Origin of the sequence: Eubacterium sp. ER2, from assembly GCF_000765215.1 — a bacterium.
In the GTDB taxonomy this organism is placed as follows: domain Bacteria; phylum Bacillota; class Clostridia; order Lachnospirales; family Lachnospiraceae; genus Claveliimonas; species Claveliimonas intestinigallinarum.
Map to the genome: position 1 here is coordinate 124,918 of NZ_JPJE01000027.1, position 15,180 is coordinate 140,097.

General features: G+C 51.7%; 18 protein-coding genes. 14 read left to right on the top strand and 4 right to left on the bottom strand.

The genetic code is table 11. The features are described 5' to 3' along the window. The first annotated feature begins 54 nt into the window (after positions 1-54). From NI21_RS16455 to NI21_RS0110350, 7 genes are all read left to right on the top strand, one after another. Positions 55-231, top strand: a complete 177-nt coding sequence (locus tag NI21_RS16455; RefSeq protein ID WP_081958039.1) for a Flp1 family type IVb pilin — start codon at positions 55-57, stop codon at positions 229-231. After that, positions 212-1,711, top strand: coding sequence for a DUF5702 domain-containing protein (locus NI21_RS0110325; RefSeq protein ID WP_242842843.1), 1,500 nt, complete (start codon positions 212-214; stop codon positions 1,709-1,711). Before NI21_RS16455 ends, NI21_RS0110325 begins: the two co-directional genes overlap by 20 nt. 267 nt (positions 1,712-1,978) lie before the next feature. Next, the gene (locus NI21_RS0110330) at positions 1,979-2,677 is read left to right on the top strand and encodes a pilus assembly protein (RefSeq protein ID WP_147581184.1); all 699 of its coding nucleotides are present in this window, start codon (positions 1,979-1,981) and stop codon (positions 2,675-2,677) included. A gap of 2 nt (positions 2,678-2,679) precedes the next feature. Beyond that, positions 2,680-3,168 carry a hypothetical protein gene (locus NI21_RS0110335; RefSeq protein WP_081958040.1) on the top strand — a complete coding sequence of 163 codons (489 nt, stop codon included), beginning with the start codon at positions 2,680-2,682 and terminating at the stop codon, positions 3,166-3,168. Between the two features lie 49 nt (positions 3,169-3,217). Then, complete coding sequence (locus NI21_RS0110340) at positions 3,218-3,649, top strand: TadE/TadG family type IV pilus assembly protein (protein ID WP_033126132.1); 432 nt, start codon at positions 3,218-3,220, stop codon at positions 3,647-3,649. Between the two features lie 18 nt (positions 3,650-3,667). After that, positions 3,668-4,495, top strand: coding sequence for a DUF6382 domain-containing protein (locus tag NI21_RS0110345; protein ID WP_052084045.1), 828 nt, complete (start codon positions 3,668-3,670; stop codon positions 4,493-4,495). A gap of 111 nt (positions 4,496-4,606) precedes the next feature. Beyond that, on the top strand, positions 4,607-5,212 hold the full coding sequence (locus NI21_RS0110350) for a rhomboid family intramembrane serine protease (RefSeq protein WP_033126133.1): 606 nt from the start codon (positions 4,607-4,609) through the stop codon (positions 5,210-5,212). Here NI21_RS0110350 and NI21_RS0110355 read toward each other — a convergent pair. After that, entirely contained in the window at positions 5,165-5,890 is a 726-nt protein-coding gene (locus NI21_RS0110355; protein ID WP_033126134.1) for a HAMP domain-containing sensor histidine kinase, read from the bottom strand. The genes NI21_RS0110350 and NI21_RS0110355 overlap by 48 nt on opposite strands. Positions 5,891-5,980: 90 nt before the next feature. Here NI21_RS0110355 and NI21_RS0110360 point away from each other — a divergent pair, with 90 nt between their 5' ends. Together NI21_RS0110360 and NI21_RS0110365 are read left to right on the top strand one after the other, a co-directional pair. Next, positions 5,981-6,400, top strand: a complete 420-nt coding sequence (locus NI21_RS0110360; protein ID WP_033126135.1) for an HIT family protein — start codon at positions 5,981-5,983, stop codon at positions 6,398-6,400. 21 nt (positions 6,401-6,421) lie between these two features. Next, complete coding sequence (locus tag NI21_RS0110365) at positions 6,422-6,991, top strand: RNA polymerase sigma factor (protein WP_052084046.1); 570 nt, start codon at positions 6,422-6,424, stop codon at positions 6,989-6,991. 42 nt (positions 6,992-7,033) lie between these two features. Here the strand turns inward: NI21_RS0110365 and NI21_RS0110370 are convergent, their stop codons facing one another. After that, positions 7,034-8,101 (bottom strand): undecaprenyldiphospho-muramoylpentapeptide beta-N-acetylglucosaminyltransferase, encoded by a 1,068-nt coding sequence (locus NI21_RS0110370; protein ID WP_033126136.1) that lies wholly within the window; start codon positions 8,099-8,101, stop codon positions 7,034-7,036. Positions 8,102-8,215: 114 nt separating this feature from the next. Here NI21_RS0110370 and NI21_RS0110375 point away from each other — a divergent pair, with 114 nt between their 5' ends. Both NI21_RS0110375 and NI21_RS0110380 read left to right on the top strand, forming a co-directional pair. Then, positions 8,216-9,127: a DUF4367 domain-containing protein gene (locus tag NI21_RS0110375; RefSeq protein WP_033126137.1), complete on the top strand. Its 912-nt coding sequence runs from the start codon at positions 8,216-8,218 to the stop codon at positions 9,125-9,127. Positions 9,128-9,206: 79 nt separating this feature from the next. Next, the gene (locus NI21_RS0110380; RefSeq protein WP_033126138.1) at positions 9,207-9,683 is read left to right on the top strand and encodes a DUF6147 family protein; all 477 of its coding nucleotides are present in this window, start codon (positions 9,207-9,209) and stop codon (positions 9,681-9,683) included. A gap of 360 nt (positions 9,684-10,043) precedes the next feature. On the opposite strand, the gene NI21_RS0110385 is transcribed toward NI21_RS0110380, so the two are convergent. Next, positions 10,044-10,295 (bottom strand): TIGR03905 family TSCPD domain-containing protein, encoded by a 252-nt coding sequence (locus NI21_RS0110385; RefSeq protein ID WP_207742282.1) that lies wholly within the window; start codon positions 10,293-10,295, stop codon positions 10,044-10,046. 148 nt (positions 10,296-10,443) lie between these two features. Next, a complete protein-coding gene (locus NI21_RS0110390) occupies positions 10,444-11,343 on the bottom strand; it encodes a hypothetical protein (RefSeq protein WP_033126139.1) in 900 nt (299 codons plus the stop codon). A 468-nt stretch (positions 11,344-11,811) separates the two neighbouring features. On the opposite strand from NI21_RS0110390, the gene NI21_RS0110395 reads away from it, so the two are divergent. The 3 genes from NI21_RS0110395 to NI21_RS0110405 all read left to right on the top strand — a co-directional run bounded on the left by NI21_RS0110395 (position 11,812) and on the right by NI21_RS0110405 (position 15,162). Continuing rightward, on the top strand, positions 11,812-12,519 hold the full coding sequence (locus NI21_RS0110395; protein ID WP_033126140.1) for a 5'-methylthioadenosine/adenosylhomocysteine nucleosidase: 708 nt from the start codon (positions 11,812-11,814) through the stop codon (positions 12,517-12,519). A 126-nt stretch (positions 12,520-12,645) separates the two neighbouring features. Further along, on the top strand, positions 12,646-13,689 hold the full coding sequence (locus tag NI21_RS0110400; protein ID WP_033126141.1) for a cell envelope integrity protein TolA: 1,044 nt from the start codon (positions 12,646-12,648) through the stop codon (positions 13,687-13,689). A gap of 123 nt (positions 13,690-13,812) precedes the next feature. Next, complete coding sequence (locus NI21_RS0110405; protein ID WP_033126142.1) at positions 13,813-15,162, top strand: glucose-6-phosphate isomerase; 1,350 nt, start codon at positions 13,813-13,815, stop codon at positions 15,160-15,162. Positions 15,163-15,180 lie beyond the last annotated feature (18 nt).

Genomic DNA, 15,180 nt, shown 5'->3' on the forward strand with positions numbered 1-15,180 from the left:
TTCCGGCGGCTTTGATTTGACGAAAGATAAATCCGAGAAAAAGGAGGAAAACATATGTGGAGAATCTATTATCTGATGCATCTGATGAAGGATAAAAAGGGGATTGGCGTGGTGGAGGTCATTCTGATTTTGGTGGTGCTTATCGGACTTGTGATCATATTCAAGTCCCAGCTCACAAGCCTGGTACAGACTATCTTTGAGAAGATTACAAGTGAAAGCGCAGGTATATAGGGCGATTCGCAGGGTCCTCTCTGGCAGGCCCGGCGGGGATTTCCCGGGGATGGGGCGGCCGGCCAAGGCTCTGCCGGGAGAGATGACAGCCTTTCTGGCCCTCATATTCATCCTTCTCATCGCCTTCGCAGGCTCCCTTATGGAGAGCGCCTCCATCCAGTCGGCCAAGAATTACAGGCGGGCGGACATGAACCGGGCTATTGAATCGGTCTTTGCGGAATATCAGAAGGATTTGCTGGAGGAGTATGAGCTGTTTGCTCTTGAGGGAAGCTATGAGAGCGGAAGCTACAGTGAGGAAAAGGTGTTTGACCGGCTGGCCTACTACGGGGCGTCCAATATGGATCACACCATGGCCAGGCTCCAGCTTCTCACCGACGACGGGGGCGGTCCCTTCCTGTCCCAGGTCAGCGACTGGGTGAAGTACAGGTACGGGCTGGACAAGCTGGAGGGACTTTTGGGAAGCGCTCAGACCTGGAAATCCCAGGATGAGGGGATCAGGGACTACCAGGAGCAGGAACAGGAGGGCAGTCGGGAGCTCTCTTCCCTTCTGGAGGAGCAAGAGCAGAGCCTTCCCTCAGAGGACAACCCGCTGGAAACGGTGGAGCAGTTAAAGCAGTCTCCTCTTCTTGCCCTTGTAATGCCAAAGGACAGGCAGGTGTCCCGGAAGCAGATTTCTCTGGCAGAGCAGCCCTCCGGGAGGGCGCTGCAGCAGGGATACGGTTCCTTCGAGGATGTGGCGGAGCAGGGGGAGGCCTCCAGACTGGCCCTGGGCGTGTACCTGATGGATCATTTTTCCTCGGCGGTTCCGAAGGGGACGGGAACAGCGGGCGCCGGACAGACGGCACTGTCAGGAGAGGTCAAAGCCCTGGGGAGCGGGCTGGACTACCAGCTGGAGTATGTGGTCAGCGGCCAAGCGTCAGATGCGGAAAATCTGGAAAAGACAGTCCAGAGGCTGCTCCTGATCCGGCTTGTGTCCAACTTTACCTACATCCAGACCGACAGCGCCAAAAGGGCCGAGGCAGCGGCCATGGCGGCCACCCTCTGTACTCTGCTGGCAGTGCCTGCCATCATAGAGGCGGTCACCCAGGCTCTCCTTTTCGCCTGGTCCTTCGGTGAGAGCATCGTAGACCTGCGGGCCCTGCTCAAGGGCAGTCGCGTTCCCCTTGTGAAGGACAGTGAGAGCTGGCAGCTCCAGCTCTCCGGGCTTCTGACTCTGGGAAGTGAGGACGAGTGGAATGAGGGAAAGGACACCCAGGGCGGCATGAGCTATGAAGAGTACCTGCAGATCCTTCTCTTCCTCACGGACACAGACGAGGTGGCTATGCGGAGTCTGGATCTTATCGAGCAGCACATGCGGCTGGGGAAGGGGCTGGAATGGTTTCGCATCGACCACTGCATCACAAAGATGGAGTTGGACAGCAGCTGTAGTCTGCGCAGAGGGATCACGTACAGCTTTTCCACCTATTTTGGTTACCGATGACGGCGGGCCGCGTGACTGGCCGGCTGGTGAGACGGCAAGGCTGCCGGCCACAGGAAGGGAGTGCACAGGGGCGCCCTCCTGTATTCTTTTAATATTTGGTCAGAAAGGAGCTTTGGCATGATACTCCCATATAACGTCAAAAACATACTCTCATATTTTTATTCAGGTAATCCTCCTTGGAAGGATTTCCCTGCCACCAGGAGGGCGCCCCTGTGCACTCCCGGAAAACATACAAAGGGCAGCATCACGGTAGAGGCGGCGCTTGCCATGCCCCTATTCTTTTTCGCAGTGCTCGTTCTCTGCTATATGTCTGAGGTCATGGCGATACGGACAAGTATCCGAAGCGGCCTTCAGTACGCGGGGAAGATTGCAGCCGAGAGTTCCTATGGAAAACCATTGCTTCTGCCGGGCAGCATAGAGAGGGATCTTGTGAACGCAGTGGGGGCGGAGCGGCTGGATAGGAGCATTGTGGAGAACGGAAGCAGCGGCGTGCACTGTGAAAAATCCTATATGTCCATGAGCACCGGGATCATGGAGCTGAAGGCCAGCTACCGTGTGTATCTGCCGCTCCCCGTTTTCGGGAGCGCGGTGGTGCCCATGGAGGAGAGCTGCCGGGTCAAGGGATGGACCGGCTATGAGCGGGCGGGCTTTCTGGCAGAGAATGAGGAAACCGTCTACATCACGGAGACGGGCATGGTGTATCACCGGGATTATCACTGCAGCTATCTGGAGCTTTCCATACGGATGGTGCCTGCAGAGAGTGTAGAGCATCTGCGAAACGAAAGCCAGGGAAAGTACTATCCATGTGAGACCTGTGCCCGGAGAGGAACCGCAGGCGGAGTGTATATCACTGATTACGGAGACCGATATCACAGTAGCTTGAACTGCAGTGGGCTGAAGAGGACCATCTATGCGGTCCCTCTGTCTGAGGCGGTGGGGAAGGGGGCTTGTTCCAAGTGTGGATAGAAATGGAAAAGTTACAGGAAGTATTGTCGGTGGAAAATCTGATCTGCCTTGCCTTTCTGCTGGGCATCTCGGTCTATGATATCTATTTTCACAGGATCTCCAAAGCAGTCCTTGTACTGGCCAACCTGCTGGCAGCCTTTCGAACGCTGTACACGCTGACAATGGCGGAAGGAAAACTGGGTAGGGCGGATGAGATGGATCTGATCTGGGCAGCAGCGGGAGCCGGAGCCGGGCTGCTTTTACTGGGAGTCGCCCGGCTCACGGGAGAGGCTGTGGGATACGGGGACGGCTGGCTGGTCATGGCGCTGGGGATCTACCTTGGTCTCTGGGGGCTTATGGAGGTGCTCGCTGCCGCCTGGGTGCTGCTGGCGGCTGCTGCGGCAGTGTGCCTGATCAAAAAGAAATGGTCCCGCAAGGCAGTCCTGCCCATGACACCGTTTCTAACGGCAGGCTTTGTGATCCTGCTGGCAGGAGAATATTTCCGGGCGTAAAAGGTAAGAGACTGACCGGCGGGGAAAGGAGTCTGAAGAGTGAAAAAATATGGGAAAGAAGTATGGAGAGAAAAGGAAGGAGAGAGACCCGGGAGGCTGCCAAGGAAGCTTGACCGTGGAGGCTGCCTGCCTGATGCCCCTTGTGGGATTGATCCTTGTGAGCAGCATATTGTTATTATTTTATTTTCATGACAAGAATATAATTTCTTCCTGTGCCTATGAGACGGCAGTTGTAGGCAGCACAAAGGCCAGAGAGAAGGAGGGAGTGGAGGCGTCCCTCCTGAACCAGGCCTTTCAGGAACGGATACATGGGAAATGTATCTTCTTTCCGGGGGCCAGCGCGGATATCCAGGTGGGAGAGGATGAGATCACAGTCACTGCCTCGGCTTCCAGAAGATATTTCAGTTTGCGGGTTGTCCAGCGGGCGGCTGTGACAGAACCGGAAGATCATATAAGAAGAATACGGAGAATTACAGGATGAAAAAGAGGAAGAGAAAAAATGGATGTAAAAGAATATGGAATAAAGCAGGTCGGCATACGAAGAGGACTGGATACTACTTTTCTCGTGGTGGAGTGCGAAGGAGAGTATACAGAAGATTACCAGATGCGTATGCTGGAGGAAAACGATATGGAAGGGCTCTTGTGTCTGCGCGGCCATGGCGAAGAGGGCACCAGTATGTACGAGTATGATATCAGTGGGAAGACCTCGCTGAAGACAAGATACAAAGAAATAAAAATAGATATGAAAGAAATGATAAAGTTTATAACGGAACTGCTGAATGTGATTAGAGAGATCAATGCCCATCTTCTGGATGCGGATCACCTGCTCCTGGATCCGGAGTATATCTTCTGGGAGGACGGGGCATACTACTTTTGCTACTATCCTGGCGGGGGCTGGAATGTGTGGGAAGCTTTTCATCGCCTGACAGAGCAGTTTGTACAGTGGACAGATTTCAGGGATGACGCCAGCGTGCGCACTTCCTTCCTTCTCCACAAGGAGACAATGAAGGAAAACTACAGTCTGCATAAGATTGCCAGGCAGATAGAGGCCATGCAGGAGGAAGAAGTGAAAAAGAGGAGAGCCGGGGAGGAGAGGCCGGGTCAGACAGGATGGCCCGAAGACAGGGGCGGCGAGGCGCTGACGGCTGCTACCGGTTCCGCCTACGACACATCAGAGCACGACTGGATCGCAAAGCAGGAAGCGGGGAGCAGCATTATGCGGGAGACGGAAAATATGTGGCGGCCGGTCCGGGATTTCCTCCGACGCCACAAAAAGCCAGCCTGGAGAGACTGGGATGGCATTTATATAGATGAGGAGGAGCTGTAGGCTTCAATATGTTGATTTTTTAAGAAAGATATCCGGAAAATGGGAATATATGGTATAATGGAACAAATGTGACACAGACATAACAATGCGGAAAGTGAAAGGGAGTCTTGCATGTACCGAAAGAAAGCGCCCTGTACGGTCGCTCTGATCGTGGTGAATGTGGCAGTGTTTATTTTTCTCAGCTTTGGAGGGATGACAGAGGATGCATACTATATGCTTCAGAACGGAGCCATTTATCTTCCCCTTTTGCAGCAGGGAGAGTACTATCGGCTGATCACATCCATTTTTCTGCATTTTGGATTTTCCCATCTGGTCAACAATATGCTTATGCTGGGTGTGATGGGCTGGCAGCTGGAGCTGGTGGTCGGGAAGATTAAATTTCTGATCATCTATTTCGCGGCGGGCATTGGCGGCAATATGCTGTCTGCTCTGGTAGAGATGAGAACCGGGGACTTTGCTGTGAGCGCAGGGGCGTCCGGCGCTATATTCGGAATCATAGGAGCCCTTCTTTATATTGCGGTGCGCAACCACGGTCAGATCGGCAATGTTTCCGGCCAGGGCATCCTTGTCATGATCGCCCTGACTTTGTACTATGGGTTTACCAGCTCGGGGGTAGACAATTTTGCTCACATCGGCGGACTGGCGGTGGGATTTGTGCTGGCTGTCCTCCTATACAGGAAGAGAGACACGGAATTCCGTTCCTGCATTTACCGCTGATGTCACAGAGATCTTTCCTCCGTGGGCCCGGACTGTCCGGTCCGCAACGGCGAGGCCCAGCCCGGTGCCTCCTTTTTTGAAGGTGACAAAGGGCTCAAAGATATGATCCAACTGTTCCTGACCGATGCCGCAGCCGGTATCCCGGATGGCGACGACAATTTCAGATGAAGAACAGGCTGCATCCAGACGGATAGAGCCTGTTCCGTCAATAGACTCCCGCGCGTTTCGAAGAAGGTTTAAGAAGACCTCTCTTAATTTGACCCGATCCCCCCTGAAAGAGGGAAGATCCGGCGCCAGCCGGGAAGTGAACTCAACGGGGCTCTCGGCGCAGGAGGCGGCAAAGGAGAGAACAATCTGTTCCATAAAAGAGCGGAAGGAAAATTCTGTCAGAAAGAGTGAGCGGCTGTGGTTCAGAGAAGACAGATCTGTCAGGAGCTGCTGCATATATTCTACATCCTCCCGCATGGATACCCAGTACCGATCTGATGCAATCCCGGGATGCCGGGACTCCAGAAGCTGGAGGGTGCTGTATACAAGAGTCAGAGGATTCCGGATCTCATGGCTGATGGTGGCCAGCGACTCCTCATGGGAAGCCAGAAGCTTCTCGATGAGGGCTCGGTTCTCCGGGGATTTTGCCATAAGCTGCTGTAATTTGTCGTAATCTGTACTTGTAAACATAGGTTTATTACCGCCTTTCTGAAGTAAAAGTTTAGCATCGGCGGTTAAAATATTCAATCACAATTCTAGGAAAGAAAGAGGGAAAAGAAGATGAGAGATGACAACTGTATTTTCTGCAAAATAGCAAACGGAGAAATTCCGTCAGCGACAATCTATGAGGACGATGATTTCCGGGCTATCCTGGATCTTGGCCCGGCGTCAAAGGGACATGCGCTGCTTCTCCCGAAGGAGCACTATGCGGATCTCTATGCCCTGCCGGATGAGACAGCGGCAAAGGTGCTTCCAACAGCCAAGAAGATCGTATCCCGCATGAAGGATGTGTTGGGCTGTGACGGCTACAATCTGGTGCAGAACAATGGAGAGTGCGCGGGACAGACAGTCTTCCACTTCCATTTGCACATGATCCCCCGCTATAAGGATGACGAGGTTGGGCTTGGCTGGAAGATGGGCGAGCTCAGCGATGCGGACAGAGATGAAATCCTGGCAAAATTGAGAGAAGGCCAGCAGTAATCCGGAAAAGAAAAACTGAAGATGAAGGAAAATGATGTGGGAATTGAGTTCATAGGCAGACAGGGATTCGATGCTGTTTACGAAAAGTACAAGAACCTCATTTTCCAGACGGCGTTTCTGTACATAAAAGAGTGGTACGCGGCAGAAGATATCATGCAGGAAACCTTTCTGCGGTACTACATTTACATGGAACACACGAGAGTGGAGAACACAAAATACTGGCTTCTCACCACTGCAAAGAATATTACGCTGAATTATATCAGAGATAACAGCCGCAGTACTGTCCTCGACATGGAGGATGAAGAGGAGGGAGTATATGGTTCTGTGGAAGGCGGCGAGGAAATTTTCTTTGACAAGCTGTGGAGGAGAGAAGTGCTTGAGGCCGCTGACACCATCCTGGATGCGCTTTACCGCAAGAGCAGAAGATGGTATGACGCGGTTACTCTTGTGTATTGTATGGAGAAACCTCAGAAGGAGGTCGCTGCGTGTATGGATATGAGTCTGGAAAGTCTGCAGAGTATGCTGTATAGAGCAAGAAACTGGATAAAGAAAAATTACAGAGAAGAATTTGACCACATCCATGAAGCATAAAAACAGGTGTCGTTCTGACACCTGTTTTTTAAGGATGCGCGTCTATTCATTGACAGCAGACTCGATCAAATCAATAATAGTATCAATAGAATTCTGCTGATGGGATTTGGACATGGCTTCAATGTACTGCTGTCTGTTCTTGTAGAGAGTATGGACGCAGGAGAGGAATTTTTCGTTTGTAATGTCTTCTTCCTCCAATACCATGCTGAAGCCCTGGCGTTCAAAGGAGCGGGCGTTCAGGATCTGGTCGCCACGGCTCGCATTTGCGGAGAGAGGGATCAGCAGGTTCGGCTTGTGCAGTGCGAGAAGCTCACAGATGGCATTGGCTCCCGCCCTGGAAATGACGATGTCTGTCAGGGCAAAGAGGTCTTTCAGTTCATCCTTGATGTATTCATATTGGACATAGCCGTTCAGATTGTTTAGGGTGGGGTCAAGCTTGCCTCTGCCGCACAGGTGGATGATCTGAAAATCCTTCAGAAGCTCCGGGAGATTGCTCCGCACCGCATTGTTCACAGCTACAGCTCCCAGGCTTCCGCCGATTACGAGAATGACCGGCTTATCAGACGTAAAGCCCGTGAAACTCCTTGCTTTTTCAGCATCTCCCTCAAGAAGCTCCTGGCGGATGGGGGATCCGGTCAGAACAGCCTTGTCGGCAGGAAGAAGATCCAATGTCTCCGGGAAATTGCAGCACACCTTCACTGCGGAAGGTATGGAAAGCTTGTTGGCAAGTCCGGGCGTCATGTCGGACTCGTGGATAATTACGGGGACTTTACACTGTTTCCCTGCCACGACCACCGGGACAGACACAAATCCTCCCTTGGAGAAGATCACATCCGGTTTGAGAAGCCTGATCAGCTTTTTCGCTTCGCCAAAGCCCTTCAGCACCCGGAAAGGATCTGTAAAGTTCTGGACGCTGAAGTAGCGGCGCAGTTTTCCGGAGGAGATCCCGTGGTAAGGAATTCCGAACTGTTCGATCAGCTCCTTCTCAATGCCATTGTAGGAGCCGATGTAGTGAATATCATATTGTAACTCCCGCAGCCGGGGAAGCAGTGCGATATTCGGGGTGACGTGGCCCGCAGTACCGCCGCCAGTTAAAATAATACGTTTCATGATATCTGTATTCCTCCGATTTTAATTTCTATTAACAATTGTAAACGTAAGTACGTCGGGGGTCAAGGAAAAGTAGCAATCACAGTACGAAAGAAATAGTCAGAGAGGTGGCCGATGAGAGAATATTCTAATAATGAACAGTCCTGCGAGGAGCAGAGAGAGGAAGAGCAGTTCAAGGCTCTCCTGGAAAAGCAGATGCGCAGAGAAGCTGAGCAGATTGAAGAGGAACTGGAAAATAATCCCGAGATTGCCGGGCTGTCCCCTGACGACAGCGCTAAGGATAAGCTGTACGAAAAAATAGAGGAGTATGAGCGGCAGCAGGCTGTGCGCAGACTGTCTCCGGAGGATCAGGAGGCGCTGCGCCTTGGGCGGCAGATCCAGAAGGAGAAGGCCCTGGGGAGGAAAAACACAGTCGATTCCAAATCCGGATCCGGGTATAGGAGGAAGCGCTTCTTCAAGCGCCTGGCCGGTGTCGCGGCAGTGTTCGTTATTGTGACCGCTGTGGGGATCACAGGTGTCGGCGGACCGGATAGGGTGATGGAGGTGATACAGAAAATGATAGGGGAAAGAAAACTCACAACTATTAATTCATCTGATAAAGATATTGTGGAATTTAGCGATGTGGAAGAGGATGAAGCTTATGAGCAAATCAAAGATGATTTGGGAATTGATCCGGTAAGAATGGTCAAACAGTTACCAGACATGAAATTTGTTAATATGCAATTGGATGAAGAGTTACGAGTAGCAAATGTATTTTATGAAAAACAGGGTGAAATCATATCTTATATTATAAATTGTTCTCAGGAAGATGCAGTATGGGGCTCAGATGTTGAAGATATACTGCTCGAAGAATACAGATATCCACTTAAATCAACAGAAACATTAATACAAGAATATGAAATAGAAGAAACAGGTGAAAAAAAATATGTTGCTAATTTTGAGTATCGAAAAGTAAATTATCAGCTTGCCGGTATTATGACAAGAGAACAATTGGAAGAAATTTTAAATAATTTACATTTTTTGTAAAAAAGGCGTCAGTTTTTGCAAAGTTATGTGTCTAACTGTATGGAAAGAAAAGCAGAACAAAGAAAAGGAGGGACATTTTTTGAAAAAGAAACTGATATCTGTATGCTTCGCAGCTGTGTTGATGGTGGGCCTTACAATAACCGCAGAATTCCCAACAAAAGCAAATGAAAGCAAGCCTATGTTAGACGGCTCATATCTGACATGCGAAGATGAATCTACAGGTATTGCGGGCGCAATGACCAGAGGTGTAGATCTGCAGACAGGATATTCAAAACTTAGAGAATTAGGTCCTGGTAAGATTTATGCTGGTGGAACAACCATTGCACAGCATAATGTGGAGTCTATCAAAGTGTCTGTTATTGTGGAAAGAGCTAAAGATGAAAATGATGACTGGCATTATGTAGACTCATGGCAAAAGGAAAACGAAAACACATTCTCTGTCAGCACAAGTAAGATGATGGAAGTGGAGCCTGACTGGTATTACAGAGTGCGTTGCATCCATTCAGCTGGCAATGATATGAGTACTTCGCGGACCAATGGCCTTTACATTGACTAGCCCGAAGAAGACTAAAAAACAAAAAGAAATAATTAAAAAAACAAACCAAGAGAACATTTTAAAATCGATCTTTTGATCGAAAAGCCCAATGGGCACCAAACCATCCTGCCGAGCTGCTGTATCTGCTGCTTCGTGGCGCACCTGGAAACAATAATCAAATAACAATTTTATTTTTTCCTTACATTGAGAAGCCGTCATACAGGCCCGAAAGGGCTAAAGACGTCGTGAAGCAGCAGATACAGCAGCTTGGCGGGACATAAGAGAACGCACACAAAAAAAGAAAAAACTAAACGAAAGAGAGGGCGCTGCCACAAATAAGAGTGGCGGCGGGCCCTCTCTTTCCAATTTAGTGCTTTTGCATTAGTTCTCCTGTGCCTTTGCCATGCGGAGAGCCTTGGCAAGCTGGTCCGGACAGGATGTGGGTTTAAAGCCGCACTGGATGCCCTCGATACGGGAGATGGCCTCGTCTACATTCATGCCCTCCACAAGCCGGGCAACTCCCTGGGTGTTTCCGGCGCATCCGCCTACGAATTCTACGGATTTGATGGTGTCGCCGTCCAGCTCTACATTGATGAGCTGTGAACAGACGCCCTGTGGTCTGAACTGTATCATGATAGAAACCTCCTTATCCTTTGCACTCCCTGTACAGAGATCTGTACAGAGGAGAAGATGTCTTTCATCGAAGAAATTATATCAAAAAGACAGGTTGAAATCAACGGCTGGGTCAGCACCCAGCTATTCGTCCAGCCATATGGCCAGGTCAGAGCCCATATTTCTGATAAAGCTCTTCTCTGTACGCAGAGTCGGATGCAGCTTTTATGATCTGATCTTCCTTTTTCTCCCTATTTAGAATAAGAATCAGTCTGCTGTAGCGGTCGGATGCCTGTTGCCGCCCAATGGCCTCACCCTGCTGCCTTCCAATCCGCGTCCATTCCTCGCGCCCTTTCTCTATGGCGTCATCCCATATCATCTGTCCAAGTTTTGTCATGGCAATCGCCTCCTTTATTGCTTCCAGGTCATCGTCCTTCAAAAATTTCACTGCGAAAGCGTAGAGTATCGCTTCCATCTTCTGGATCTCCTCCGGGTCAAAGGAGCTCTCGGCTGCCCGCAGGAGCTGAATGGCCTGCAGGATCCGGTTCTTCTGTCTGAGACTGCCTCCCATCAGGGGAGAAAGGAGCAGGGGAATGATGTCTTCCCTCGACACAGAAGAGGCACCATTTTCAGCAAGCCGGGAAAAGAGCTGGTCTGAGTTGTCGTCCTTTAATCGGATCAGGCGGACCCGGTACGTGTTAATCCCCTCTGTGATGCTGTCCCGGAGCTTTTTGGCCCTGTCGGAGCAGATGACGTAGGTGATCACCGGCCCGCCGAGCCGCCGGGGGGCGGACGCCTCATACTCCCGGAACCGCCGCATATCGCTGACGGAGACTGAGTCGCTCTCAAATTCAAAGTGATACCAGAGACCGTTTTCCATCTCGTAGAGAAAATCCTGATACATGTGTCGGGTCTCCAGCTCCACTATTTCCGTGGGCGCTGAACGGACGGCCTTCTCCGGGATACCCAGCCAGTGGATTAGCTCATCGCCAAAGTAGTCCGCGGCGGACTTGAAAGCCAGATCCTCAAGATGAGAAAGATCCGTGTTCGGTTTGTTTGCTTCCTGCAATATGTCCCTCCGTTTCCGGCGGCACAGGAACTGTTTTCATATCCTTATCATACCATACCAGATAGCAGATTGCCTTTATTTTATCGTAAATGTACAAAATATTCGTTGGATATCTGTCCGATGCGGACTGAGATATTCAGATAAATGCAGCTAGAAAATATCTGCAGCTGAAATGTGCGGCAGATGATCTTGATTGACAGGAAAACAGTGCTGTGCGGCTGCTATCTGTACTGTCTACGATACCATGGGAGACGGAGAAAAGCAATACCTTCCCCCCTGCAATTATAGCAACCAATTATAGCAACCATTTGAAATCCCGGCCGCAACGCTCTGAGCCACCTGGCCGCGACACTCTGATCCTATCCAGTCACAACCCTGATTGCAAACCACCTTCTCCCACGCTATAATGAAAGGGCATTAAAAAGGATGATCAGACATGATTATTATAAGGTAGAAAGGATGAGCAAAATGATTGGAATTATAGGAGCAATGGAGGAGGAGGTCTCCGCCTTAAAGGAGGAAATGCAGACAGAGGAGATAAAGGAGATCGCGGGTATGACCTTTGTGAAGGGCGTTCTCTGCGGCCGGAATGTGGTGGTGGTGCGCAGCGGCATCGGCAAGGTCAACGCGGCTCTGTGCGCCCAGATACTGGCCTCCGAGTTCGGCGTGGACGCGCTGATCAACACAGGCATCGCCGGTTCCCTTGACGCCCGCATTGACATTGGGGATATAGTGATCTCCACGGATGCCCTGTACCACGACATGGACGCCTCCAAGTTCGGCGACCCGGTGGGACAGATCCCAAGGATGGACGTGTTTTCCTTTGAGGCGGATCCCCGCCTGGTAGAGCTGGCAAAAGAGGCCAACCAGGAGGCAAACCCGGACATCCACACATTTACGGGAAGGGTAGTGTCAGGCGACCAGTTTATCTCAGACGCCAAGGACAAGGAGAGGATCAAGCGCAATTTCGATCCCCTGTGCACGGAGATGGAGGGAGCGGGCATTGCCCACGCCGCCTACCTGAACGGAATTTCGTATGTCATTATCCGAGCGATTTCTGACAAAGCCGACAACAGCGCCTCTGTAGACTATCCGGTCTTTGAAAAACAGGCTATCGCCCACAGCGTAAGGCTTGTGAAGGCCCTCCTTTTGAAACTGCCGGAAAAGGGTCTGTAAAAGCAGCGGCACAGCTCGCCAGAAAGCGCCGGAAATCCCCTGTTTCCGGGCAGAAACTGTAGAACGGTTTTTCTGGTTTCCCTTCCGGATTTGAGTATAATCAAATCAAAGAAGGAGGGTTAGATCATGTTAGAAGTGGTATTGGACAGACATATTATGGTTATCCTTATGGGGATAGCCGCGGCTGTGGGGGTGATCAGCAAGATCGCGGCCGGCATTTCTCTGAAGAGACTGGTCCGGGCGGCCGGCAGTATGAATAAGAGCGGACATCCCCTGGTTCGCCTGGTGAAGGCAAAATTTGAACATGCCTGCATGGTGAGCGACCGGGTTCAGAACGTGGAGGTGTTTGTGGAAAAATATCTGCATGAATACCGGGCCGGAGGGCTCAGGCTTCACACCTGGAGACGCCTGGAGAAGGCGGGCGTGTGGCTGTGCCTTCTGTTTGGACTGGCCGGCGCGGGTGCCTGGTACGCGTCCCGGGGCATGGCGGACCAGGTGATCCAGTACGGCGCGGCGGGAGCGGGAGGAGCCATTCTTCTCTTCCTGTTCCAGCTCACAAGCGATGAGAAGTACCAGCTTGGAGTCATCAGAAACTATATGGTGGATTATCTGGAAAATGTCTGCGCACACCGGTATGAGAAGGCGCAGGCGGACAGAGTGAAGGAAGAGTGGAAGGCCATGGCTCCGCCGGACACAAATTCCCGGTCTGAGGAGATCCAGCCGGCACGGGAGATCCAGCCGGAGATCCTGCAGCCGGCAGAGGGCCCGCAGCCTGAAATCCGCCAGCCGGAGATGAGCCGGCCGGAGATGCATCAGCCGGAAATGCGCCAGTCAGAGATGGGTCAGCCACAGAACCTGCGGGAGGCGCAGGAAGAGAAGGCGCAGGCGGCAGAAGGCAGGGAGCCGGCCTGGGAGCCGGTTCAGAAAGCTGCACAGGAAGCAGTCCGGGAGACAGCCGCCCGGGAGCCGGCTCAGGAGCAGAGAGAGCAGCGGCTGCGCTTCCAGGAGGAAGCCTCCAGAGAGCTGGCTGCTGACGCGAAAAAACGCCAGAGCGGAAAGGACAGGCCTGTAAGGGAGACAAAAGCGGCCCGGACGAGGACCGGAAAAGAGGAGGACGAGGTCTCAAAGGAGGTCCGCATCCGGGAGATACTGGAGGAGTTTTTGGCTTGATTATAAAGGGTAATACTGGTAAAATAGACTTGATATGAGCTGAAGCGGGCCTGTCTGCCTTGCCTAAGAGCTGTATCGTGTATCATAAGTATACAATAACGAAGAGAGAAAGAAGGGTTTACCATGAGCAGTAAAGTTACATTCGACTATTCAAAGGCAATGACATTTATCAAAGAGCATGAAATAGACTCCATGAAAGAGATCGTAGGAAACGCCAAGGACGTCCTTGTGAGCGGAACAGGAGCCGGCAACGACTATATTGGCTGGGTAAATCTCCCTGTAGATTACGATAAAGAAGAGTTCGCGCGCATCCAGAAGGCGGCAGAGAAGATTCAGAGCGACTCCGAGGTACTGATCGTCATCGGTATCGGCGGCTCCTACCTGGGAGCAAGAGCTGCCATCGAGTTCCTGCGCCACGGCTTCTACAACAATGTATCCAAAGAGATCCGCAAGACACCGGAGATCTACTATGCAGGAAACAGCATCAGCAGCACCTATCTGAAGGGGCTCATCGACGTGATCGGCGACAGAGATTTCTCCGTAAATATCATCTCCAAGTCCGGAACGACCACAGAGCCGGCCATCGCCTTCCGCGTGTTCAAGGAGATGCTGGAGAAGAAATACGGCAAAGAGGAAGCGGCCAAGAGGATTTACGCCACCACGGACAAGGCAAGGGGAGCCCTGAAGAACCTGGCCACAGAGGAGGGCTACGAGTCCTTCGTTGTGCCGGACGATGTAGGAGGACGTTTCTCCGTTCTGACAGCTGTGGGACTTCTGCCCATCGCAGTCAGCGGCGCAGACATCGAGAAGCTGATGGAGGGCGCAGCGGCAGGAAGAGAGCTGGCGCTGAACAAGCCATTTGAGGAAAATGACGCCCTGCAGTACGCGGCTGTCCGTAACATCCTTCACAGAAAGGGCAAATCCGTAGAGGTGCTGGCGAACTACGAGCCGAGCCTTCACTATGTATCTGAGTGGTGGAAGCAGCTCTACGGCGAGAGCGAGGGAAAAGACCAGAAGGGTATCTTCCCGGCATCCGTGGATCTCACTACAGACCTCCACTCCATGGGGCAGTTCATCCAGGACGGCAGCCGCATCATGTATGAGACAGTCCTGAATGTGGAGACATCCAGAGAGGAAATCCTCATTAACGAGGAGCCGGTGGATCTGGACGGCCTGAACTACCTGGCAGGAAAGAGCATGGACTTTGTAAACAAGAGCGCCATGAACGGAACAGTCCTGGCCCACACAGATGGCCATGTGCCGAACCTGATGGTGAACATTCCGGAGCAGAATGAATTTTATCTGGGTGAGCTCTTCTACTTCTTCGAGTTTGCCTGCGGCGTCAGCGGCTATGTATCCGGCGTCAATCCGTTCAACCAGCCGGGCGTTGAGAGCTACAAGTCAAACATGTTCGCTCTCCTCGGAAAGCCGGGCTATGAAAAAGAGAGAGGAGAGCTGCTGAAGAGATTGTAAGCTATACGAGGCTATCAG